The organism is Mesorhizobium sp. LNJC391B00 (assembly GCF_000502535.1).
In the GTDB taxonomy this organism is placed as follows: Bacteria; Pseudomonadota; Alphaproteobacteria; order Rhizobiales; family Rhizobiaceae; genus Mesorhizobium.
This window is the reverse complement of record NZ_AYWI01000009.1, coordinates 25,621-47,256: the sequence shown is the minus strand read 5'-3', so window position 1 is coordinate 47,256 and position 21,636 is coordinate 25,621. Positions and strand designations below refer to the sequence as shown.

Genomic DNA, 21,636 nt, shown 5'->3' with positions numbered 1-21,636 from the left:
CGTTCAAGCCTTTTCCGCGTGGATGTAGGCGACGGCCGCGCGCAGTGCTGCTTCGTCCTTCGAGCGCATCTGGTAGGCGTAATTTCCCATGGCGCGGCTGAAAACCTTTTCTATCGGCTGATGATGGACGATCTTGTCGCGATGCGCGGCTAGCACGTCCTCATGGCTGTGCAAATAGTGGAGGTGCTGCTTGCGGCTGGCATAAGCGGTGAAATATTTGCCCTCGTAAGGCCCGCCGGCGGCATCCTTCACCACCATGTCCGCCCAGGCCGCGTAGACGTCGATGTCGAACGTGTAGTTGATCGCATCGGTCATCCAGGCGCCGGGCGGCCGCATGTTGACCTCAAGCGCGATGACGCGGTCGTCCTTGGTTTCGAACAGCTCGATGTGGAAGAAGCGCTCGCGCACGTCGAACGCTTTGAGGATCTTGCGGCCGGCTTCTTCGATCGCCGGTCGGACCTTGGGAAAGCAGGTGTAGCTCATGTGGCGGTCCTTGTTGACCACTTCCATGATGCTCTGGTCGTAGCGGTGGCTGGCCGCCAGCACCACCTCGCCGTCACGGTTGACCAGCCCATCGAAGGTCACCACGAGCCCCTCGATGAACTGCTCCATGACGAAGGTCACGTCCTCGGGCTTGTCTCTGAAAAACTGGTCAAGCTCCCTGGCGCTGGAAATCTTGAAGGTGTTCGAGGCGCCGGACCCGGAATCGGGCTTCACCACCACGGGATAGCCGACGCGGCGGATGAAGGTCATGGCGCCGGCCCGGTCGGAGCATTTGCGCTGGGCGATGGTGTCGACGCCGCTCTTGCGGAAGAATGCACGCATGCGGCTCTTGCGCTTCAAATTCTTCACGAAATCGAGCTTGGTGCCGTAGATGTTGAAGTCGGTGCGGATGTTGGCTTCCAGCTCCAGCCAATGCTCGTTGAGGGACTCGAAGCGCTCGATCCGGCCCCATTTGTGGATGAAATGACCCATGGCCCGGAACACCGGATCGTAGTCCTCCATGTCGGCGATGCGGTAATATTCCGACAGGGCCACCTTCAGCTTCCCGTCCAGCGCCTCATAAGGCGCATCGCCAATGCCCAGCACCGTAGCGCCGGCCTTTTTCAGCCGGTCGCAGAAATCGGCGCCGTTGGCGGGAAAATGCGGCGAGAAGAAAACAAAATTCACGGATGATCCCTCCGACGGCGAAGCATTGCGGCCTCGGCTACACGCAAGTCTGGCGCATTTGCCGCGCATGGGGAAGAGTGCTCGCGAGTGGTGGAATGGCAGCCCACTTGCCTGTCCATGGCGGCTCCTGTATGAACCCCGCCATGAACACGCGCGTCTCCTCCGTCGCTTCCCGTCCGACCGGCTTTGCCGGCGAGACCGTGCGCGCGCTGGCATCGACCCTGCTTCTTCTCGGCCTTATCGGCGATCGCCGGGTTCGCTGAAGGAGCGCCCGGCGGTCGAACCGCCGCTTACGCGCACGCTCCTTGGCCAGTTCAGAAATTGGCAATTCACATCAAGCGAACGAAAATCTGATAAGGCGCTGCTCGCCCTGGAATCCGTCCGAAGACCGATCCGCGAGCCGCCGGGAGAACAAGACGATGAACGCACGAGAAGACATCCGCGCCGGCGAAGCCGAAAGCGTAAAACGCGCGACCGGCCACATGCCGGGTGCGGCCCGAAAATACCAGCCCTACCCGACGGTCGGTCTCACCGACCGCACCTGGCCCAACAAGGTCATCGACAAGGCACCGGTCTGGTGCTCGGTCGATTTGCGCGACGGCAACCAGGCGCTGATCGATCCGATGGGTCATGAGCGCAAGGCGCGCATGTTCGCCCTGCTGCTCGACATGGGTTTCAAGGAGATCGAGATCGGTTTCCCCTCGGCCTCGCAGACCGATTTCGATTTCGCCCGCTGGTGCATCGAGGAAGGCAATGTGCCGGCCGATGTCTCGCTGCAGGTGCTGGTGCAGTGCCGTCCCGAACTGATCACCCGCACCTTCGAGGCGCTGAAGGGCGCTACCAATCCGATCGTGCATTTCTACAATTCGACCAGCGAGTTGCAGCGTCGCGTCGTCTTCGAGAAGGATGTCGGCGGTATCAAGCGCATCGCCACCGACGCGGCCAAGATGATCACCGACATGGCGGCCAAGGCCGGCGGCGGTTATCGCTTCGAATATTCGCCCGAAAGCTTTACCGGCACCGAGCTCGAAGTCGCGCTGGAGATATGCAACGCCGTCACCGAGATCGTGAAGCCGACAGCCGACAACAGACTGATCATCAACCTGCCGTCGACGGTCGAGATGTCGACGCCCAACATCTATGCCGACCGGATCGAATGGATGTGCCGCAACCTGGACGACCGCGAGAACCTGCTGATCTCGCTGCACCCCCACAACGATCGCGGCACCGGCATCGCCACCACCGAGCTCGGCCTGATGGCGGGTGCGGACCGCGTCGAAGGCACGCTGTTCGGCAATGGCGAGCGCACCGGAAATGTCGACATCGTGACGCTGGCGCTCAACATGTACACGCAAGGCGTCGATCCCCATCTGGATTGCTCCGACATCAACCGGATGAAGGACGTCTACGAATATTCCAACCAGCTGAAGATATCCGAACGCCATCCTTATGTCGGCGAACTGGTCTACACCGCCTTTTCCGGCTCGCACCAGGACGCCATCAACAAGGGCATGAAGGCCTTGAAGAAGGCCAACACGCCGGTCTGGGAAGTGCCCTATCTGCCGATCGATCCGGCCGATGTCGGGCGCAGCTACGAGGCGATCATCCGCATCAACTCACAGTCGGGCAAAGGCGGCATCGCCTATGTACTGCAGGCCGATTACGGCCTCAATCTGCCGCGCAACCTGCAGATCGAGTTCAGCCAGGAGATCCAGGCGATCACCGACGCCGAAGGCAAGGAAGTGCCGGCAAAACGCATCCATGACCGCTTTATCGAAACCTATGTCGACCAGCCCGGCGCACGACTGAAGTTCCTCGACCATCACACCTATCCCGATACCGAGAAAAAGGGCCGGCGCGTGGTCGAGGCGGTGATCCTCGACAACGGCAAGGAGACGACCATCGCCGGCTCCGGCACCGGCCCGATCGACGGCTTCGTCGATGCGCTGTCGCGTCATGTTGGCGTCGACATGTCGGTGCTTGATTATTCCGAACATTCGCTCCAGCGCGGCTCGAACGCCTCGGCGATTTCCTATGTCGAGATGGAATATCCCGGCGGCAAGCTGTTCGGCGCCGGCATCAACACCAACATCGTCGCCGCCTCGCTGGAAGCCGTTGTTTCGGCCGCCAACCGGATAATCGGCCGCAAGGCCGGCTGATATTTTCCCGGGCGCCGAATGTCCGCGGCGCCCGGAAATCCCCCATTTGCCGAGGGAAATTCCGGTCTTTTGTGTCAACCACCGGCAACTATCCGGTGTGTTACGCGATCGCATAACATAAGCATGCTTGTATGGAAGTGCAGGCTCTATATGATTGCGCCTCAACCTGTGCCGACTTCGAGAGGATCGACACTTGCAGCATGCCACGCCTGCCGCCCCCGCAGTGCGCGAGACACTGGAGCGACTGCTCGCCAGCGAAACGTTCGGACGTTCCGAGCGCGCGCGCAAGTTGCTGCGCTATCTTGTTGAGCGCGAGCAGGCCGGCGAAGCCGACAGGCTCAAGGGTTTCTCCATCGCCATGGACGTCTTCGGCAAGGACGGCGATTTCGATTCGTCGACCGACGCCGTTGTCCGGGTGCAGGCAGGCCGGCTGCGCGAACTTCTCCAGCATTATTTCGCCAATGAAGGCATAGCCGAACCGGTTCGCATTGCCATTCCGCGCGGCGGCTACGTGCCGTCCTATGAGCTCAACGCCATACGCCTGCCGGTTGGGCAGGAGCCGCTTGCGGCGGCGGTAGCCGCCTTGCCCGGATCGCCCGACCAGGCGGCTCTTGACGCCGTTCCCGCTGCCGCGACAGCTTCGGGGGTTACAGAACCTGGGCCTTCGCTGGCGCGCCATCTCCAGTTCTTCTGGGTCGCCATGACGCTGGTCATTCTCATGCTGGGCGTGCTCATCCTGCGCCAGGGCAGCGGCGCATTGCTTGCCAGCAGCGATCCTACCGCGGTGGTCGAGACCGCAGGCGTAACGAGCAGCATCGCATCGCCGTCGATGGAGGCCCTGCCCCTCGTCTACATCGCGGTGAAGGCCACCGGCCCCGAGGCCGGCCGCGTCGCCGCTTCGCTGCGCGCCGGCCTTGCCGGTTTCGACACGATCGACTTCATCGGCCGCGACGCCGACAGCAAGCGCGATCCGAGCACCGACCCGACCAGCTTCGTTTTCGATGTCCTGCCGGGACCAATGGCAGGTGACGTGACGCTCGAACTGCAGAGCGTGGCGACCGGCCGCGTGCTTTTGTCCCGCAGTCTGACGGCCGCCGACAGCGCACCTGGCACCGTCGAGGATCGTATCGCCGCCATCCTCAGCTCGACCGTTCCCGCCTCCGGCCCGCTCTACAGCTACATCGAACAGAACGGCATTCAGACCGGGCTGACGAGCTGCCTGATCCTCAACGACAGATACTATCTCGACCAGAGCACCAGGACGCACGAGGCCGCCTATCGCTGCCTGGACAACCTCGCCGGCCAGGGTGCGAAATCGTCGTTGGTCTATTCGGAACTGGCCTCCCTGACCCTTGAGGCCGCCACCGATCATTACGCCTATCCGCCTGGCGCGACGGTCGAACAAGCAATGTCTTTCGCCCATCGCGCCATCCAGATGGGACCGACCAGCCCCTATGCGCACCGCGCCTATGGCTACCTCAATTCGCGCCTCGGCAACACCGAGGAATCGATCCGCTGGATGCGCAAGGCCTATGAGCTCAACCCCTACGACCTCGGCATGGCTGCCGCTTACGGCTATGGCCTGATCTTTGCCGGCAAATATGCCGAGGGAACACCCATCCTGACCCATGCCGTCGAGACGTTCAGCGGCCATCCGACATGGTGGGATTTTGGGCTTTTCGCCGGGCAATTCATGCTGGGCGACATGAACAAGGCCGCGATAGCCAGCGAGTCGCTGCGCACGACGGCGATGAAATCGCATTATCTGGCGGCGCGGCTGATCGGCGCCAAGGCTGCCGGCCGCGAACAGCTGGCAGCCAAGCTTCTGGATGAGCTGACCACCAAATTCCCGAAATTCGCCGCCGATCCGCGCGCGGCCTTCGCCGAGCGCAAATATCCCGCCGATCTGACCGACCGGCTGGTTGAGGCGCTGCGCGCCGCGGGCCTCGGCAACGCCAGCTAGTCTTTCCGGATCGCGAAAACTTTACTGGCCATCGGTCTGGACTGGGAGCAATCCAGCCTCGATTCGAATTTCCTCTCCAGTCTTGCAATAATCGCACATTTTCATGGTCTCATCCCTCTATGTTGCCGAGCGGGGCGCCGGGCCGAAGACGGTCGTCCTGCTGCATGGCTTCGGTGGTTGCCATGATATCTGGCGCGAGGTGACCGCGTCGCTAGGGCCCGATGTCAGGACCTTGGCCTACGATCTTCCGGGACACGGACTGTCTCTCGAATTTCCTGGCAGCGGCCCGGCCAAAACAGCGGCGCGAGCGGTTCTCGCCGATATCGCCGCACGCGGGATAGCAAGGGTGCATGTCGCCGGTCATTCGATGGGCGGCGCGGTCGCCTCCCTGATGGCGCTTGCCGAGCCTGAAAGGATAGGCTCGCTGACGCTTCTGGCGCCGGGCGGTGTTGGCCCCGAGATCAACGGACCGCTGTTGCGCCGCTACGCCGCGGCCGCCGACAGACGGGAAATCCGCGCCTGCCTTGCCGCCATGTCGGGACCGCGAAGCCCGCCGCCCGAACGCATCGTTGGCGTCCTGGCGGACCTACGCCGTCGCCCCGGCCAGTTGCGCAAGCTGATTGAGATATCGGCCGTCATGACCAGGAACGAGCGGCAGGGGGTCATACCCCGCGAACAGCTGGACACCCTCGACATGCCGGTGATGGTGGTTTGGGGAACGGACGATCCGGTGCTGCCCTTTACCCAGGCTGATTGTCTGCCGGCGCATTTTCATATTCATCACGTGCTCGATGCCGGCCATATGCTGGTCGAGGAAGTGCCTGATGTGGTCGCCCAGGCCGTGCGCCGAAACATGGCACGCCGCGGCAGGCGCCTGCGTCCGACATTCGAGGCCGCGGCGAGCTAACTTACTTGCGCCCCGCATCTCGCCAGTGCATTTTGCCGCCGCCTGTGTTAACTCGCAATTAACCATATCAGCGAGGCGACGCCGATGAAGGACACTGGCGAAAACATCACCCCCATCGACACCTCCCGCAAACTGTCCGACGCCGTTCGCGATGTGAAAAATGCCTTCGCCGATCGCGACGATGTCGTGGTCGACATGCGCGAGGCGCACCGGATGCGGCTTGATCTGCTCGCCGCCGAGCTCGCCCCGGTCTTTGCCGACGTGCCCGCCGACATGGACAATTTCGACTTCGTCGTCTCCTCCGGCCTGCAGCCCCGCCTGTGGATCGACGCCGTCAGCCATGTCGCCATGGGGCGCGACCGCCGCACCTACCGCTTTCTCAGGGATACCCGCATCGGCCGCGTCGTGCTCGCCGAATCGACCGATATGAAACCGGTCGCCGATCAGGTCACGCGCTATGTGGCGGAGCGTATCGTCGAGCGCCAGCGCATGATGGAGGGCGGTGTCGAGCCGGCCGTCGCCGACCTGAAACGCCCTGCGGTGGTCGAAGCGGAGCCGCCCTTGCAAGCAGCCGCGCCAGGCAAGAGCTGGTCAACCTTCTTTGCAGGCCTGGGCTTCGTCGCCGCCGGCGCGCTTGTTGGCCTGGCGGTGGCGGCCGCGCTGTTTTGGGATCGCCTGATGGCGATGAAGATCAGCTTCTGATCAACGATCTGAAGGCCTCGGTGTCTGCGCGCCGAGTTCAATGACCTGCAGGTCCGATGGCGGCAAGGCCGGCCCGGTCAGGCCGCGCCGCGTCAGGCGAATCAGCCAATTGCCCTTCTCCCCGTCAATATCGAGCAGATTGTACTGTGCCGCCGGGTTCTTGCTGCCTGGCGACTGCCCGGCGGCGGCGACGCCGACGACCGGAATCCTGGCGCCGCGCCCGCCGATGAAGAACAGCGACGGCAGATGCGAATGGCCGTGCAGCACAAGTTCGGCGCCATGCCTATGAACGGTCTTGTGGAAGCGGGAGATGCCGAACAGGCGCTTTTGCTGGGCGACGGCGCCGCGCACCGGCGGATGATGGATCATGATCACCCGCAACAGGCCGCGTTTGTTCGTTGCGTCGAGCACTGTCGCCAGCCTTTGCGCCTGACCTTCGAGGAAGAAGCCGTTGGCCATGAACGGCGCCGTGGCGCGCGCCGTCGAAACGCCGATCAGCGCGACATTGCCGCGTACGCGCAGATAGGGAAAAGCGTTGCGGTCGATCGGCGCAGTCACGCCGTCGCCGCTCATCCACGCCGCCCAGGAGCGGCAGACCTTGTCGAAGGCGCCCGGCACATAGGCGTCGTGGTTGCCCGGCACCACCGNCCACGCCGCCCAGGAGCGGCAGACCTTGTCGAAGGCGCCCGGCACATAGGCGTCGTGGTTGCCCGGCACCACCGAGACATCCTCCGGCGAACCCAGCGTCTCAAGCCAGTGCTTGGCCATCTCGATCTCGCCGTCGAGCGCCAGATTGACCAGATCGCCGGTAACGGTGAGGTGGTCGGGTGTGCTCGCCTTCATGTCGGCGACGATGGTGTCGATGACGGCATCGTGCATATGGCGGCGGCGGTTGCGCTGCCAGTTGACGTAGCCGACGACGCGCTTGGACGCGAGTTCGCGATAGGTTACACCGGGAAGCGGCCCCAGATGGACATCGGAAATATGCGCGAGCCTGAACATCCTTCCTTCATAGGCGACGCGTTCCCCGCTTTCCACTCACTGTTTCCTGCCCATCCACGGTTTCGCTAGTCATGGCTATATCGGACCCGGAGCAGGCGTTTCGCCAGACCGGTTGGGCAGGCCTCAGGGCAAGGCTGTTCCATCTCTATTTCCTGCTGCGGCGGCCGATGACGCTGGGCGTGCGCGGCCTGATCCACGATCGCGCCTCGAACACTGTCTTCCTCATCCGCCACACCTACGTTCCCGGCTGGCAATTGCCGGGCGGGGGCGTCGAAGTCGGCGAGACGCTCGGTGAGGCGCTGGTGCGCGAACTGGCCGAGGAAGGCAACATCGCGCTGACAGCCCAGCCGGTGCTGAAATCGATGCATTTCAACCGCCGCTCCAGCCGCCGCGACCATGTCGGCCTCTATCTCATCGAAACCTTCAACCAGACCGCGCCGAAACTGCCGGACCACGAGATCGCCGAAGCAGGCTTCTTTCCGCTCGACCGCTTGCCGCATGGCACGACGCCGGCGACGCTGCGGCGGCTTGCCGAGGTTTTTGAAGGCCAGCCGGTATCGCCGTACTGGTAGGCTGTCAATCCGATGCTCACGCCGCCTGCCTGAACCGCGCCCGGTCGTGCGGCGCGCCATAGTCGAGCCCAGGCCCGACCGGCACGATGCGCGTCGGGTTGATGCTCTCGTGGCTGCCGTAATAGTGCATTTTGATGTGGTGCAGGTTCACCGTGCCGGCGATACCAGGCACCTGGTAGAGGTCACGCAGATAGTTCGAAAGGTTCGGATAGTCGGCTATACGGCGCAGATTGCATTTGAAATGGCCGAAATAGACCGGGTCGAAACGCACCAGCGTGGTGAACAGCCGCCAATCGGCCTCGGTGACACGCTCGCCAGTGAGATAGCGCTGTTTTGACAGTCGGCCCTCCAGCGTGTCGAGCGCCGCGAACAACTCGCCGAACGCCTCTTCATAGGCCGCTTGCGTGGTGGCAAAGCCGGCACGGTAGACGCCGTTGTTGACGGCTGGAAAGACCAGCGCATTGACCTTGTCGATCTCGCCGCGCAGGCCTGGCGGATAGGAATCGAGAGCGGCATCGCCCCACTCGTCGAAGGCCGAATTGAGCATGCGGATGATTTCGGCGGATTCATTGGAGACGATGGTCTCTTCCTTCTTGTCCCACAGCACCGGCACCGAAACCCGGCCCGAATAGGCTGGATCGGCCTTGGTGTAGATTTGGTGCAGGAAGTCGAGGCCGTAGAGCGTGTCGCCGGTGGCGCCATCCTCGGCCAAAAACGTCCAGCCCTCAGCACCGAGGAAATGATGCACGACTGAAACCGGGATGATGTCTTCTAGCTTCTTCAGCGCGCGAAAGATCAGCGTGCGGTGCGCCCACGGACAGGCGAGCGAGACATAAAGATGGTAGCGTCCGGGCTCGGCCTTGAAGCCGCGCGTACGACCTTGCGCCGGCGCGCCGTCGCGCGTGATCCAGTCACGCCACTGCGTCTCGGCGCGGATGAACCTGCCGCTGCTATCGACATTGGCCGGACGGCCCTGCCATTTGCCTTCGACCAGCAATCCCATACGAAATCTCCTTGCGTGCCTTGGCCAATGTAGTCGCAAGGCGGCAATGCCGAAGCCGTCATCTGCTGAACAGAGCGTCACTCGTATGAAACGCCGGATGAAAACAGCCGATTGCAGCCGCCGGAAATTGATGCTAGCGGACACTCCGCATGTTCGATCTTGGCTTGATCCGGTTTGACCGACGACGAAAGGGCGCCCGCGCTTAGAAAGCGCTGACTGGCGAACGCTGCCGCTTGCAGCAACCTTTCCTCTTTATCGGACCGCGAAGACCATGAGCCTTGCCGACGTGAAATACCTGCCGGAAACTCCGGCGCATGATCCCGAAATCGAAGCCATCAACGACGAAGCCTTTGGCCCCGGCCGTTTCGTGCTGGCCGCCTACAAGATCCGCGAGACCGGCGGCCACGAGCGCTCGCTGTCCTTTGTCGCCATGGATGGCGACATCGTCATTGCTTCGGTGCGCATGACCCGCATCGCCGCCGGCGCCGGCCGCGCGCTGATGCTCGGGCCGCTTGCCGTGCGGCCCGCCTTCAAAAATCTCGGCATCGGCCGCCGGCTCGTGGCGATCGCGCTGGAGGCGGCCGCCAAGGCCGGCGCGCCGGCGGTGATCCTTGTCGGCGACGAGCCTTATTACGGCCCGCTCGGCTTCAGAAAGATCCCCCGCGGCCAGATCTCCATGCCGCGCCCGGTCGACCTCGACCGGCTGCTGTCGCACGAGATCGTGCCCGGTGCCGTGGCGCGGCTCTCCGGCGAGGTCGGCCATGCCAGCCTTGCCAGGATCGCGGAGCAGGCACCAGTGATGGCCTGAGCTCCAGGATCGGTCACGGCACCGGTCGCGATGGATCCCCATTGGTCAGGTTGCACCATGGCGGCGACCTCCGTAGCATGACCCGGAACAGCACGGAGCATGCAGCATGAACCCGAACGGCCAGATTGCGATCGTAACCGGCGGCGGCTCCGGCCTCGGCGAGGCAACCGCCCGCGCGCTGGCCGACAAGGGCGCGCGCGTCGCCATTTTCGATATCGGCATCGACCGGGCATCGAAGGTGGCGGGCGACATTGGCGGCGCCGCCATCCAGTGCGATGTGAGCAGCGCCGACAGCGGTGCGGCCGCGGTCACCGAGGTGGAAAAGAGACTTGGGCCAGCGCGCATCCTGGTCAATTGCGCGGGCATTGCCATCGGCGTGAAGACGATCGGCAAGGATGGTCCACATCCGCTCGACCAGTACCGCAAGGTGATCGAGATCAATTTGATCGGCACCTTCAACATGATCCGCCTCGTCGCCGACCGTGCCGCCAAACTCGAACCGCTGCAGGGCGGCGAGCGCGGCGTCATCGTCAACACCGCGTCGGTGGCCGCTTATGATGGCCAGATCGGCCAGGCCGCCTATGCCGCATCCAAGGGCGGCGTCGTCGGCATGACGCTGCCGGTTGCCCGCGACCTGGCGCGCTCCGGCATTCGCGTCTGCACCATCGCGCCCGGCATCTTCAAGACGCCAATGATGGCCGGCATGCCGCAGGAGGTGCAGGATTCGCTCGGCGCGGCCGTGCCCTTCCCGTCCCGCCTCGGCGAGCCGTCCGAATATGCCGCGCTCGCCCTGCATATCGTCGAAAACCAGATGCTGAACGGCGAAACCATCCGCCTCGATGGGGCAATCCGCATGGCGCCGAAATAGACGGCCATGGCGGCCGGCGCAGTGAAGACCGGTCCGCTGGCCGGCCTGAAAGTCATCGAGATGGCTGGGCTTGGCCCGGTGCCGCTGGCGGGGCTGATGCTGTCGGACATGGGCGCCGAGGTGCTGCGCATCGAGCGCACCGGTTCGGACCAACCCCTGCTGCCGCTCTCCGATGCGTACAATCTCGACCGTCACGGCCGCTCCATCCTGCGCGTCGACCTCAAGCAGGCAAAAGGCACGGAACTGCTGCTGCACCTTGTCGAAAAGGCCGATCTGTTTGTCGAAGGCTTTCGCCCCGGTGTGATGGAGCGGCTCGGTCTCGGCCCGGATGCTGCATTGGCGCGCAATCCGGCGCTGATTTACGGCCGCATGACCGGCTTCGGCCAGGACGGGCCGCTCGCAGGTCGCGCCGGCCACGACATCACCTACCTCGCCTATTCCGGTGTGTTGCATGCCATCGGCCGGGAGGAAGGCCGGCCGGTGCCGCCGCTGAATCTGATCGCCGACAATGGCGGCGGCGCCATGATGCTGATCGCCGGGGTGCTTGCAGCGCTGTTCGAGCGCTCGCGCTCCGGCAAAGGCCAGGTGATCGACGCGGCGATGGTCGAGGGCGCTTCGATGCTGGCGGCTCCCATACACGCCTTCATGTCGGCAGGTCTGTGGAGTGACCGGCGCGGCGCCAACCTGCTCGATTCCGGTGCGCCCTTCTACGATAGCTATGAGACGGCGGATGCACGCCACGTTGCGGTCGGTTGCCTTGAGCCGCGCTTCTTCGCCGCCTTCGCAAGGCTGCTGCCGCTCGGCGAGGATTTTGTCCGCGGCCAATACGACAAGGCGTTGTGGCCGGACATGCGCGCGGCCATTGCCGACAGGTTCCGGCAGAAGACACGCGACGACTGGGACGCGCTGTTTGCCGCAAGCGACGCCTGCGTGGCGCCGGTTCTGTCGCTGGCCGAAGCCAGGGATCATCCGCACAACCGGGCGCGTCACGCATTTGTGAAAGCCGGTGCGCTCGAGCGCCCCGCGCCCGCGCCACGCTTCTCGGCCTCGCAGCCGGCGCTTGCCGGCATGCCTGAAGATGACGATCAGCTGCCCCAGACTGTGCTGGCGCGCTTCGGCTTTTCGACAGCCGAGATCAAAGCGCTTGTCAAAGCCGGCATGATTGGCCAATAACTGGATTTAGAAAATCAACTTACCTGGTGAGCATTTTGGACCAGCCGAAGAAGGACGTCATACGCGCGACGGACGCCGAGGCGATCAGGCTGGCCGCAACGCTGATCCGCAGCGCCCGGTTCGGCGCCTTCGCGGTGATCGAGCCGTCGACCGGCGCACCGCTGGCCTCCAGGGTCGGAGTCGCCACCGACATCGATGGCACGCCTCTGATCCTTGTCTCGGCGCTGTCAGCCCATACCGGCGCCATCCTTGCCGAGCCGCGCTGCTCGCTGCTTGTCGGCGAACCCGGCAAGGGCGATCCGCTGGCGCATCCCAGGATAACGCTGGTCTGCCGGGCGCAGCCGCTGGAACGCGGGTCGAGCGCGCATGCCCGCGCCGAGCGGCGCTATCTCAACCGCAATCCCAAGGCAAAGCTCTATGCCGGGCTCGGCGATTTCTCGATCTTTCGCCTCGAGCCGGAGCGCGCCAGGCTGAATGGCGGCTTCGGCAAGGCCTACCTGCTCGACCGTGCCGATCTCATCACCGAGGGGTTGATCGTCGACGAGCTGGCCGCCAGCGAACAATCCGCTCTCGACCACATGAATGCCGACCATCTCGACGCCATCGCCGTCTATGCCCATCATTTCGCCAGGGTTGAAGGTGATGGTTGGACCATGACCGGCTTCGATGCCGATGGCATGGACCTGGCATCGGGCGACACCGTTTGCAGGGTCTATTTTCCGCAGCCATTGAAGACCGCGCGCGACCTGCGGCCGGTTCTGGTCGACATGGCCAAAGCCGGTCGTGCGCCAGCTACGCAAGGATAATCGTCATGAATCAAAAGCACGTCTTGAGATTTGGGCGAAATGATCTACGATTCAGGCGACGCTGAATCAGCAGCGTGATCCATAGCTGAATTATAGCAGCCAACGCTATTTGCCCCCATAGCGTTTGGATGAGCAGGAAAACATGGGGCATCGATGGTCTCGACCAAACTAATCGCCAATGCCGAATCGGCGGCGACATTTCTGACCCTTATGGGCAACGAAAAGCGGCTCTTGATCATGAGCTATCTGGCCGACGGTGAAATGTCGGTCGGCGCCATCGCCGAAAAGGTGATGCTCAGCCAGTCCGCTTTGTCGCAACATCTGGCCAAGCTCAGGGCGCTCGATCTTGTCGAGACCCGCCGCGACCGGCAGATGATCTACTATTCCTGCAAGTCCGAAGCCGTGCGCGAACTGTTGCGCATGCTGGACGGCATTTTCGGGATAGGCGACTTGTCCCAAATGGCAACGCGTCTGCGCCGCGCCGGGACTTGACCTGCAGGGCTTGACTGGCGGCTCCGATCGCTCCTTACCTCGCTGACGATTTTTCGCCGGCCGAGGTATTGATGGATCCGATCCAGATCGACGACGCGCGCGATCCGCGGGTCGCCGCCTATCTCGACATCCGCGAGCGCGATCTCACCGGCCGCCATGGCCGGTTCGTTGCCGAAGGCAAGGTGGTGCTGGACGTCCTGCTGTCAGCCGGACGCTTTGCTGCGGAGTCGGTCCTGGTTCTCGAAAACCGCCTGGCCGGGCTCCACGACATACTGCGCAAGGCCCCTGCCGACCTGCCGGTCTACGTTGCGGCAAGCGCCGTCATGGACAGGATCGCCGGCTTCCACATGCATCGCGGTATAATGGCGATCTGCAGCAAGGGCACGCCACAGCCCGCCGAGGCCTTGCTCGACACCTTGCCTGCCGAAGCGTTGATCGTCGTTCTCATCGGCATCGCCAACCATGACAATATCGGATCGATCTTCCGCAATGCCGCCGCCTTCGGCGCCGATGCCGTCTTCGTCGACGCCACCTGTTGCGACCCACTGTATCGCAAGGCGATCCGCGTCTCCGTCGGCGCCGCGTTGAAGGTGCCCTTTGCGTCCTTCGGCGACACTGAAGCTTTCATCGCGAAGCTCGGCGAGTTGGGCTTCGGCCAGGTCGCTTTGTCGCCGCGTGGTGAGGCTGACATTCGCGATGCCGCGCGACCGAAACGACTGGCGCTCTATCTCGGCACCGAAGGCGAGGGCCTCCCGGAGAGCCTGCTTGCCCGCCTGCGGACGGTGCGGATCGCGATGTCGGAAGGGTTCGACAGCCTGAATGTTGCTGCCGCGTCAGCCATTGCGCTGCACCATTTTTCGCCCTGATAGGCGTAGTCAGGCAATTTCAAGCCGGGCTTGAAACTCAGCTCGGCAAATCTGCCTTCTGCAACGCCCGGACGCGATCGGCGAGGCTGGTGGTTCCTGACCGCGTTTCCTGCGGCGCCGCCAGCGCCTTGGCGATCGGTGAATCCGGTCCTTCGAGCTTGGCCGTCAAATGGACGACCTCAGCCGCCAGATTGTTCATCTGTTCGCGCAAGGCAGAACCGGTATCATTGCCATTGCCGGGGCCATTCCCGGGCTTCGCGGATCCAGAACCGCCAAGCTCCGCCTTCATCCGCTTGTTTTCGCGGGCCAGCGTCGTCAGCCTGGCTTCGAGCCGCTCTCGGTCGCCTTCGAGCTTGGCGAGCGTCTTGTCGATGTCCTCGTTCCTGGCGCGGGCACTGTCTTGCGCACCAACCAGGCCAGCAGCCGCGGCGGCTCCCGCAGCCTCGCCCTTCACCCGTTCGCGAAGCCGGGCCAGTTCCTTTTCGCGGCGATCGAGCTTGTCCTCGCGATCGGCAAGCGTGGCGAGCAGACGCTCGAGCTTTCTGTCGAGGTCGGCGGTTCTTTTCTTTTCGGCCTTCAAGGCATCGCGCGTGGCCTTGGCCTCGGCGACGACTTCCTGATGGCGCCTGTCGGCCTCCTTGCGCTGGCCGCGCAGCACTGAAATGTCGTTGGCAAGTTTTTCCAGCTCGGATTCGCGCGCCACCAGTTCGATCTGACGATTGCTGGAGGAGAAGGACGCGTCGTCGTACATATGTTCGAGCTTTTCCAGCTCGAGCGCGCGCTTTTCCATCATGCGCTCTGTTTGTGCAAGCCTGTCAGACAGCTGTTGTATCTGCTGCTCGCGATGCAGCAGCAATTCGTTTTTTTCCCCGAGCTCCGAAAGCGCCTGCTTCTTGTCCTTGCGCTCGACCGCCAGGCCCTTCAGCGCCTCGCGGCCGCGATTGATTTCGACGAGTTGCTCATTCGCCTGCTCACGCAGCGTCTTGATGCTGATTTCGAGCCGGCGCGTCGTCATGGCGAACTCGGCCCGCAAGCTGTCCTTGTCGGCCTGGATCTCGGCCAGCGTTCGCGGCACCGACGCCTCGACACGCTTGCGTGTCAGCACAACCGCCCGCCGCCAGATGGCCGGCGCGACCAGCAGCGCCAGAAAGCCTGCGCACAGAAAGCCGAGGGCGAAGAACAGGATCGACTGAACCAAGGTGACTACCCGTTACGGGCGGGCCGCTATCCGGCAACCGCCAAGTCTGGACTTTGCCATGTTCGCATGACGCAAATCCAGCGCTGCGGCAAGGGTTTGCCGCAGCTGCACCGGGTCAGAATCTGTTGATCGGGTCGAAGTGTGGTCGGAATCGCTCAGAAGGGATTCCAGGTCGGCCTCTGCGTCAGCTTCAGATAGCCGAGATTGACGCCAAGCCGCGCGCCGACGCCGGTGCGGATCGGCACCAGCAGCACCCTGTTGTTCTGCAGCACGTTGAAGCCGACGCCGGCCACGACATAGGCCGAACCGGCAACGCCGCCGAACCGATTGTAGAGATTGCTGACGTCGTCGAGGTTATAGACGAGCATCATCACCCGCGATCCCTCGCCGCCGAAATCCCAACCGAGCGAAGGCCCTTGCCAGAACACCTTATGGTCGCCGGCATTCTTGGTGTAGAGCGTACCTTCGCCATAGGTCAGGCCCCCGATCAGCGCGCCGGATCCCTCTTCGCCGAGCAGATAGCCATTGGGCAGGCCGTAGGAGGCAAAAATCTTCTCGACGACGGTTGCGAGACCGCCCGACGTCGCGCCGAAGAACTTGTGACCGGAATCGACGATCTCCTGAGCGGTGTATTCCTGTGCCCGCGACGCAGAGGTTGAGAATGCGAGAGCGCCCATCAGGGCAATCGCCATGAAGAAGACGCGGACAAACGTCCGGTCGTAGAATCGGGAAACCATGCTTCCAATCTCCGTCAGGGAGCACTTTCGCCGACGCCTCGCACCCCGTCCGGCTCTTTAGGCGACCGTTAAGGATGACTGTTACGGGCAAACTATGCCGTAATCCTTTTTCAACCATTAACCTCCCACATGAACATGGCGGTTCGAAGGCTGTTTCTGACTGTCTGCACGGGCTCCCACCCTGTGCAAAGATGCCGTTTTTCTCACAAGAATTGTGGATTGTTGCTGCACGCTCGGGCGCTGTGTATTCAGTATGCCTGGGGGAGAGAGCGTGATTCGGGTGGTGAGCGTGGCTGTCGGCCGCGCGGCCACCAGGATGTGAATTTTAGCAGGGATTTTTCGCCGATGGCTGAGCTTTTCTCTCTCTCCGCACCCGATCTCGCAGCCTTGTTGTGCAGCCGAGTCTGCCACGACATCATTTCGCCGGTCGGCGCCATCAACAACGGCCTTGAACTCCTGGACGAGGGCGGCGCCGACGAAGACGCCATGAAACTGATCCGGCAGAGCGCCAGAAACGCTTCGGCCCGCCTGCAATTCGCCCGCATCGCCTTCGGCGCCGCCGGTTCGGCCGGCATGATGATCGACACCGGCGATGCCGAGTCCGTCGCCATCGCCTTCCTGAAGAACGAGAAGCCGGAATTGATCTGGAACGGGGTTCGCGCCCTGCTGCCCAAGAACAAGGTCAAGCTGCTGCTCAATTTGCTGCTCGTCGCCAATGCTGCCATCCCGCGCGGTGGCAGATTGGTGGTCACGCTGGAAAACCTCGACACCGAGCCGCGCTTTGCGCTTGCCGCAAGCGGCCCGATGCTGCGCGTGCCGCCGAAATTCCTCGAGCTCCATTCCGGCAACAAGCCCGAGGAGCCTATCGACGCCCATACCGTCCAGCCCTACTACACGCTGCTGCTGGCGCGTGAGGCCAACATGACGATCTCGATTCATGCGACCGCCGAAGAGATCGTGCTGTCCGCGGCTTGAGCGAAGCCGTTCGGCAGGACGTCCGAGCATCAAGAACAATCAAGTATCTTTTCCCGCTGATATTTGCGGCAATTCAGAACAGGAAAGTTTCATTGCCGGCAATGCCCCTGCCGAATGGGGCTGCAGACGACATGTTTGTAAAAACTTTACCTAACGGCTTTTCTGCTTCTTTACCAGATCGGCCTAGTGTGCATCCCGATACCCGGATGCCGCCGGTTCGCCCCATGGCAAAGAGGACCCGGAAATGAAGCGCTGCATGTTTGTCGACGATTCGAGCGTCATCAGAAAGGTTGCAAAACGGATTCTTGGCGGCTCCGACATGGTGGTGATCGAAGCGGCAACTGGACTTGATGCTGTTGAGATGTGCGCTGCCGAGATGCCTGATGTGATTGTCGTCGACGGCGCCCTGCCGGACATGCAAGCGGTCGACGTCATTCGCCAGGTTCGCGCCATGGAGAGCACGATCAAACCGCAGATTCTGATCTCGCTGGTCGAGGTCGATGTTGCCTCGATCATGAAGGCAAAGCGCGCCGGCGCCCAGGGTTATCTGTTGAAGCCGTTCAACCGGCCGCAACTGCTCGAACGTTTTCGTACCTTGAAGGTTGCCGCCTGATTCGGCTCGTTTTCGGCCACAAAAGGACAGCAAAAAACCCGGCCTGAGCCGGGTTTTTTGCATTGATTCAATTGGATGATGTTCGCTCAGGCGCTGACGCGGATGTCTTCCGGCTCGCGCAGCACATAGCCGCGACCCCAGACCGTCTCGATGTAGTTCTGGCCACCGGATGCTGCGTCGAGCTTCTTGCGCAGCTTGCAAATGAAAACGTCGATGATCTTCAGTTCCGGTTCGTCCATGCCGCCATAAAGGTGGTTGAGGAACATTTCCTTGGTCAGCGTGGTGCCCTTGCGCAGCGAGAGCAACTCCAGCATCTGGTATTCCTTGCCGGTCAGATGCACGCGCTGGCCGCCGACTTCGACGGTCTTGGCGTCGAGATTGACCACCAGGTCGCCGGTGGTGATGACCGACTGGGCATGGCCCTTGGAACGGCGCACGATGGCATGAATGCGGGCGACCAGTTCGTCCTTGTGGAACGGCTTGGTCATATAGTCGTCGGCGCCGAAGCCCAGGCCGCGCACCTTGTCCTCTATACCGGCCATGCCGGACAGGATCAGGATCGGCGTCTTCACCTTGGACAGGCGAAGTGTCCGCAAGACTTCGTAGCCGGACATATCGGGAAGGTTGAGGTCGAGAAGAATGATATCGTAATCATAAAGTTTACCGAGATCGACACCTTCTTCGCCGAGGTCGGTCGTGTAAACATTAAAACTTTCAGATTTGAGCATCAGCTCGATGCTCTGAGCGGTTGCACTGTCGTCTTCTATCAGCAGAACGCGCATTTCATTCCCCTTTTCTGCCGCCGGACCATGTCACGACCCATCCGGGACCGGAGCAGTGATTGCCTGAACAGAGGCTGCCATCGAATGGTTAACAAAACCTAATTCCGCACCAAGGACGGTACCAGATTTTTTAACCCCTTTCTACACCCTCTTGAATCTAATGATGAATCACAGAACCAAATCGCTAATGCAACACATTAATAAGTCGGACTAAGTGACTCAAGGGACTCGCTGGCCGGCTTCCGTATCGGGAGCCGGAATTTTTACCCGGCCTTAAGTCCTCGCCCTTATGATTAACAATGCGCGTAAACGAATGGTTACCGCCGGCAAAAAACTTTAGGGATTTGTTTCCCATAGTTCGGGGAATGCCGGTGGATACGGGCGGCGCCAGGCCCTGGCGGGCGGATTGGACGATATGTGCAGGTGTGCGTTTCCGGGAGTACCGAATCATGAAGTCACGTGAAAACCTCGTTCGGCTGAAGCAATTTCAGGTGAATGAGAAGCGGCGGCAGCTGCTGCAGCTCGACATGATGATCGCCGAGTTCGAGCGCATGGCCGTTGAACTGGAGCTTCAGATCACCGCCGAGGAGAAGAAGGCCGGCATCACGGACATCAATCATTTTGCCTATCCGACCTTCGCCAAGGCGGCGCGTCTGCGCCGTGATAACCTCAGAAACTCTCAAAGCGACCTCGCCCAGCAGCGAAGCGCTGCCGAATCATTACTCGGCGAAGCTGAAGCGGAGCTTTCCAAGGCCGAGATGCTGGAATCGCGCGACACCAAGATCCGCGACGCGGAACTCGGCGGTCGCAGCGCCATGATCGGCTGACGGCAGAGTTTGAGCCGACCGGCGCCGCCTGACGCCGATCTTCTTGCTCCGGACCAAAAGGCTCCAGCGCTGCTGACTTGGCCGCAAGGCGGCCGCAGCTTCAGGCCCGTGTCAAATCCCCGTCCTGGTTCGCCGCCGCCCTCGCCCGCGCTTGCTTGATGTCAGGCACATGCTCTTCCGACCAGGAGCGTATCTGGGTGAGCAGCCCCGCCAGGTTCTGGCCAAGTTCGGTCAATTCATATTCGACCCGCGGCGGGATCACCGGAAAGATTTCGCGCCGCACCAGACCGTCGCGCTCGAGGACGCGCAGCGTCTGCGTCAGCATTTTGGGCGTGATGCCTTCGAGCTTGCGCGCCAGTTCCCCATTGCGCATCCGGCCACGGCGCAGCGCACAAACCGTCAGATAGATCCATTTGCTGGCCAGCATCTCGAGCACGGCGTGCGAAGGACACGTCCGCTGGAAGGCGTCATAGCCGGAGCCGCAATCATTATCACTATCCATGAGGTGCCTATATATGGAAAAGGTACATACTGGACAAGGGAATGTTACTATCGAAATGATAGTGGCTCAGAAAACCCCAGCAGGAGCCTCCCATGCGTGCCGTTATCCAGAATTCCGTCGGCGGGCCCGACGTCCTCGTCATCGCCGATCGCCCCGCGCCCTCGCCCAAGTCAGGCGAAGTGCTCGTGCGCGTGCATGCCGCCGGCATCAATCCGGTCGATGGCTCGGTGCGCGCCGGTTACTATCCTTTGCTGGGCGAACCGCCCTTCAGTTTGGGCTGGGATATTTCAGGCACGGTCGAGGCGGTGGGCCCAGGCGTCGATGGCGGCCTCAAGGTCGGTGACGCCGTGTTCGGCATGCCGCATTTTCCCAAGCAGGCCGCGGCCTATGCGGAACTCGCTGTGGCGCCGGCCGATGAAATCGCACCGAAGCCCCAAGGCATCGACCACAATCATGCCAGCGCGCTGCCGCTGGCCGGCCTGACCGCCTGGCAAGGCCTTGTCCGCCATGGCGGCCTGAAGCGCGGCCAGCGCGTGTTGATCCATGCCGCGGCCGGCGGCGTCGGGCATCTGGCGGTGCAGATCGCCAAGGCGCACGGCGCTTGTGTCATCGCCACCGCCAGCCCGAAGAAACTCGATTTCGTCCGCTCGCTCGGCGCCGATGAAGTGGTCGACTACACCAAGCGAGATTTCACCGCCGAGGTCAGCGACGTCGACCTGGTGCTGGAGCCGATGGGCGGCGACCATGCCGACCAATCGCTGACAGTCCTGAAGGACGGTGGGGTCCTGGTGTCGCTGCTCAATGTCCACGACACCACCCGAGCCAAGGCTGCTGCGCGTGGGATCCGCGTCGAGCGCATGTCCGTCGTGCCCGACCGTGAAGGCCTCGTCGAACTTGGCAAACTGGTCGATGCGGGAAAGCTTGCGGTCCATGTGGCAAAGGCGTTTCCGCTCGAACAGGCGGGCGCCGCGCACGCTTTTCTCGCCACTAGGCCGATCGGCAAGGTGGTGCTGGCGGTCTGAAGCAGGCATTACCGACAGGCAAAAGGGCGCGGTTACCGCGCCCTTTTCTGTTGTGGTCCTGGCTCTAGTGCCGGTATTGCTGGATGCGCGTCGTGCGCAGCCCGGCAAGGCCGTATTCGTCGATCGACGCTTGCCAGGACAGGAATTCCTCGGTGGTCAGCTTGTAGCGCTGGCATGCCTCGTCGAGGCTCAAAAGCCCGCCGCGCACCGCAGCAACCACTTCCGCCTTGCGCCGGATAACCCAGCGACGTGTATTCGTCGGCGGAAGATCGGCAATCGTAAGAGGGCTGCCGTCAGGCCCGATAACATATTTGACTCGCGGTCTAACAAGATCGGTCATCGTACTCTCTACTAAAAACTCAAAGACCCAATCCCCACCACATTACCGCCACAGCTTTAAAAATTGCCTAAGCGAACCCTAATGAGTAGGTAAGGATCATGAACGCCGCGTTAGTCTTTTTATCGGCATTTGAGGCAACTGCGGGCAGA

At 62.4% G+C, this 21,636-nt stretch carries 23 protein-coding genes; 15 read left to right on the top strand and 8 right to left on the bottom strand.

Features of this window, described 5'->3' with window-relative positions; all coding sequences use genetic code 11:
• Nucleotides 1-3: 3 nt before the first annotated feature.
• Complete coding sequence (locus X750_RS143980) at nt 4-1,170, bottom strand: ATP-grasp domain-containing protein (protein ID WP_023748137.1); 1,167 nt, start codon at nt 1,168-1,170, stop codon at nt 4-6.
• A gap of 482 nt (nt 1,171-1,652) precedes the next feature.
• Here X750_RS143980 and leuA point away from each other — a divergent pair, with 482 nt between their 5' ends.
• The 4 genes from leuA to X750_RS144000 all read left to right on the top strand — a co-directional run bounded on the left by leuA (nt 1,653) and on the right by X750_RS144000 (nt 6,901).
• On the top strand, nt 1,653-3,329 hold the full coding sequence (gene leuA / locus X750_RS143985) for a 2-isopropylmalate synthase (RefSeq protein ID WP_023711107.1): 1,677 nt from the start codon (nt 1,653-1,655) through the stop codon (nt 3,327-3,329).
• Nucleotides 3,330-3,522: 193 nt separating this feature from the next.
• Nucleotides 3,523-5,292: a hypothetical protein gene (locus X750_RS143990; protein ID WP_023669961.1), complete on the top strand. Its 1,770-nt coding sequence runs from the start codon at nt 3,523-3,525 to the stop codon at nt 5,290-5,292.
• 103 nt (nt 5,293-5,395) lie between these two features.
• Complete coding sequence (locus X750_RS143995) at nt 5,396-6,199, top strand: alpha/beta fold hydrolase (RefSeq protein ID WP_023686188.1); 804 nt, start codon at nt 5,396-5,398, stop codon at nt 6,197-6,199.
• Between the two features lie 84 nt (nt 6,200-6,283).
• On the top strand, nt 6,284-6,901 hold the full coding sequence (locus tag X750_RS144000) for a hypothetical protein (protein ID WP_023686189.1): 618 nt from the start codon (nt 6,284-6,286) through the stop codon (nt 6,899-6,901).
• Here the strand turns inward: X750_RS144000 and X750_RS144005 are convergent, their stop codons facing one another.
• Nucleotides 6,902-7,903: a metallophosphoesterase gene (locus X750_RS144005; protein ID WP_023748136.1), complete on the bottom strand. Its 1,002-nt coding sequence runs from the start codon at nt 7,901-7,903 to the stop codon at nt 6,902-6,904.
• 71 nt (nt 7,904-7,974) lie between these two features.
• On the opposite strand from X750_RS144005, the gene X750_RS144010 reads away from it, so the two are divergent.
• Nucleotides 7,975-8,475, top strand: coding sequence for an NUDIX domain-containing protein (locus tag X750_RS144010; RefSeq protein ID WP_031195895.1), 501 nt, complete (start codon nt 7,975-7,977; stop codon nt 8,473-8,475).
• Between the two features lie 16 nt (nt 8,476-8,491).
• Here X750_RS144010 and X750_RS144015 read toward each other — a convergent pair whose 3' ends face one another.
• On the bottom strand, nt 8,492-9,478 hold the full coding sequence (locus X750_RS144015; protein ID WP_023705949.1) for a glutathione S-transferase family protein: 987 nt from the start codon (nt 9,476-9,478) through the stop codon (nt 8,492-8,494).
• 271 nt (nt 9,479-9,749) lie between these two features.
• Between X750_RS144015 and X750_RS144020 the strand changes: the two genes are divergently transcribed.
• The 6 genes from X750_RS144020 to X750_RS144045 all read left to right on the top strand — a co-directional run bounded on the left by X750_RS144020 (nt 9,750) and on the right by X750_RS144045 (nt 14,491).
• Entirely contained in the window at nt 9,750-10,286 is a 537-nt protein-coding gene (locus X750_RS144020) for an N-acetyltransferase (RefSeq protein WP_023669955.1), read from the top strand.
• A 106-nt stretch (nt 10,287-10,392) separates the two neighbouring features.
• A complete protein-coding gene (locus X750_RS144025) occupies nt 10,393-11,154 on the top strand; it encodes a 3-hydroxyacyl-CoA dehydrogenase (RefSeq protein ID WP_023705950.1) in 762 nt (253 codons plus the stop codon).
• Between the two features lie 6 nt (nt 11,155-11,160).
• Nucleotides 11,161-12,327, top strand: coding sequence for a CaiB/BaiF CoA-transferase family protein (locus X750_RS144030; protein ID WP_023705951.1), 1,167 nt, complete (start codon nt 11,161-11,163; stop codon nt 12,325-12,327).
• Nucleotides 12,328-12,362: 35 nt separating this feature from the next.
• Complete coding sequence (locus tag X750_RS144035) at nt 12,363-13,133, top strand: HugZ family protein (RefSeq protein WP_023705952.1); 771 nt, start codon at nt 12,363-12,365, stop codon at nt 13,131-13,133.
• A 153-nt stretch (nt 13,134-13,286) separates the two neighbouring features.
• A complete protein-coding gene (locus tag X750_RS144040) occupies nt 13,287-13,625 on the top strand; it encodes a metalloregulator ArsR/SmtB family transcription factor (RefSeq protein WP_023669951.1) in 339 nt (112 codons plus the stop codon).
• 71 nt (nt 13,626-13,696) lie between these two features.
• Nucleotides 13,697-14,491: an RNA methyltransferase gene (locus X750_RS144045; protein ID WP_023705953.1), complete on the top strand. Its 795-nt coding sequence runs from the start codon at nt 13,697-13,699 to the stop codon at nt 14,489-14,491.
• 37 nt (nt 14,492-14,528) lie between these two features.
• On the opposite strand, the gene X750_RS144050 is transcribed toward X750_RS144045, so the two are convergent.
• Nucleotides 14,529-15,689 (bottom strand): hypothetical protein, encoded by a 1,161-nt coding sequence (locus X750_RS144050; RefSeq protein ID WP_023705954.1) that lies wholly within the window; start codon nt 15,687-15,689, stop codon nt 14,529-14,531.
• 155 nt (nt 15,690-15,844) lie between these two features.
• Entirely contained in the window at nt 15,845-16,381 is a 537-nt protein-coding gene (locus X750_RS144055) for an EipA family protein (RefSeq protein WP_245259859.1), read from the bottom strand.
• A 390-nt stretch (nt 16,382-16,771) separates the two neighbouring features.
• On the opposite strand from X750_RS144055, the gene X750_RS144060 reads away from it, so the two are divergent.
• Together X750_RS144060 and X750_RS144065 are read left to right on the top strand one after the other, a co-directional pair.
• Nucleotides 16,772-17,401: a histidine phosphotransferase family protein gene (locus X750_RS144060; RefSeq protein WP_023669947.1), complete on the top strand. Its 630-nt coding sequence runs from the start codon at nt 16,772-16,774 to the stop codon at nt 17,399-17,401.
• A gap of 244 nt (nt 17,402-17,645) precedes the next feature.
• Nucleotides 17,646-18,014, top strand: coding sequence for a response regulator (locus X750_RS144065; protein ID WP_023669946.1), 369 nt, complete (start codon nt 17,646-17,648; stop codon nt 18,012-18,014).
• Nucleotides 18,015-18,100: 86 nt separating this feature from the next.
• Here the strand turns inward: X750_RS144065 and ctrA are convergent, their stop codons facing one another.
• Nucleotides 18,101-18,796 carry a cell cycle two-component system response regulator CtrA gene (gene ctrA, locus X750_RS144070; RefSeq protein WP_006203583.1) on the bottom strand — a complete coding sequence of 232 codons (696 nt, stop codon included), beginning with the start codon at nt 18,794-18,796 and terminating at the stop codon, nt 18,101-18,103.
• 449 nt (nt 18,797-19,245) lie between these two features.
• Between ctrA and X750_RS144075 the strand changes: the two genes are divergently transcribed.
• On the top strand, nt 19,246-19,623 hold the full coding sequence (locus tag X750_RS144075) for a flagellar export protein FliJ (RefSeq protein ID WP_023669945.1): 378 nt from the start codon (nt 19,246-19,248) through the stop codon (nt 19,621-19,623).
• 100 nt (nt 19,624-19,723) lie between these two features.
• Here the strand turns inward: X750_RS144075 and X750_RS144080 are convergent, their stop codons facing one another.
• A complete protein-coding gene (locus X750_RS144080) occupies nt 19,724-20,125 on the bottom strand; it encodes a helix-turn-helix domain-containing protein (RefSeq protein ID WP_023705955.1) in 402 nt (133 codons plus the stop codon).
• Nucleotides 20,126-20,217: 92 nt separating this feature from the next.
• On the opposite strand from X750_RS144080, the gene X750_RS144085 reads away from it, so the two are divergent.
• The gene (locus tag X750_RS144085; RefSeq protein ID WP_023748135.1) at nt 20,218-21,147 is read left to right on the top strand and encodes an NADP-dependent oxidoreductase; all 930 of its coding nucleotides are present in this window, start codon (nt 20,218-20,220) and stop codon (nt 21,145-21,147) included.
• 64 nt (nt 21,148-21,211) lie between these two features.
• Here X750_RS144085 and X750_RS144090 read toward each other — a convergent pair whose 3' ends face one another.
• Nucleotides 21,212-21,487 carry a DUF1153 domain-containing protein gene (locus X750_RS144090; protein WP_013529904.1) on the bottom strand — a complete coding sequence of 92 codons (276 nt, stop codon included), beginning with the start codon at nt 21,485-21,487 and terminating at the stop codon, nt 21,212-21,214.
• Nucleotides 21,488-21,636: the final 149 nt, after the last annotated feature.

Coding starts and splice junctions, on each gene's coding strand:
- leuA (WP_023711107.1), top strand. CDS start 1,653: ATGCCGGGTGCGGCCCGAAAATACCAGCCCTACCCGACGGTCGGTCTC.
- X750_RS143995 (WP_023686188.1), top strand. CDS start 5,396: ATGGTCTCATCCCTCTATGTTGCCGAGCGGGGCGCCGGGCCGAAGACG.
- X750_RS144000 (WP_023686189.1), top strand. CDS start 6,284: ATGAAGGACACTGGCGAAAACATCACCCCCATCGACACCTCCCGCAAA.
- X750_RS144010 (WP_031195895.1), top strand. CDS start 7,975: ATGGCTATATCGGACCCGGAGCAGGCGTTTCGCCAGACCGGTTGGGCA.
- X750_RS144015 (WP_023705949.1), bottom strand. CDS start 9,478: ATGGGATTGCTGGTCGAAGGCAAATGGCAGGGCCGTCCGGCCAATGTC.
- X750_RS144020 (WP_023669955.1), top strand. CDS start 9,750: ATGAGCCTTGCCGACGTGAAATACCTGCCGGAAACTCCGGCGCATGAT.
- X750_RS144025 (WP_023705950.1), top strand. CDS start 10,393: ATGAACCCGAACGGCCAGATTGCGATCGTAACCGGCGGCGGCTCCGGC.
- X750_RS144030 (WP_023705951.1), top strand. CDS start 11,161: ATGGCGGCCGGCGCAGTGAAGACCGGTCCGCTGGCCGGCCTGAAAGTC.
- X750_RS144040 (WP_023669951.1), top strand. CDS start 13,287: ATGGTCTCGACCAAACTAATCGCCAATGCCGAATCGGCGGCGACATTT.
- X750_RS144045 (WP_023705953.1), top strand. CDS start 13,697: ATGGATCCGATCCAGATCGACGACGCGCGCGATCCGCGGGTCGCCGCC.
- X750_RS144055 (WP_245259859.1), bottom strand. CDS start 16,381: ATGGCGATTGCCCTGATGGGCGCTCTCGCATTCTCAACCTCTGCGTCG.
- X750_RS144060 (WP_023669947.1), top strand. CDS start 16,772: ATGGCTGAGCTTTTCTCTCTCTCCGCACCCGATCTCGCAGCCTTGTTG.
- X750_RS144065 (WP_023669946.1), top strand. CDS start 17,646: ATGAAGCGCTGCATGTTTGTCGACGATTCGAGCGTCATCAGAAAGGTT.
- ctrA (WP_006203583.1), bottom strand. CDS start 18,796: ATGCGCGTTCTGCTGATAGAAGACGACAGTGCAACCGCTCAGAGCATC.
- X750_RS144075 (WP_023669945.1), top strand. CDS start 19,246: ATGAAGTCACGTGAAAACCTCGTTCGGCTGAAGCAATTTCAGGTGAAT.
- X750_RS144080 (WP_023705955.1), bottom strand. CDS start 20,125: ATGGATAGTGATAATGATTGCGGCTCCGGCTATGACGCCTTCCAGCGG.
- X750_RS144085 (WP_023748135.1), top strand. CDS start 20,218: ATGCGTGCCGTTATCCAGAATTCCGTCGGCGGGCCCGACGTCCTCGTC.
- X750_RS144090 (WP_013529904.1), bottom strand. CDS start 21,487: ATGACCGATCTTGTTAGACCGCGAGTCAAATATGTTATCGGGCCTGAC.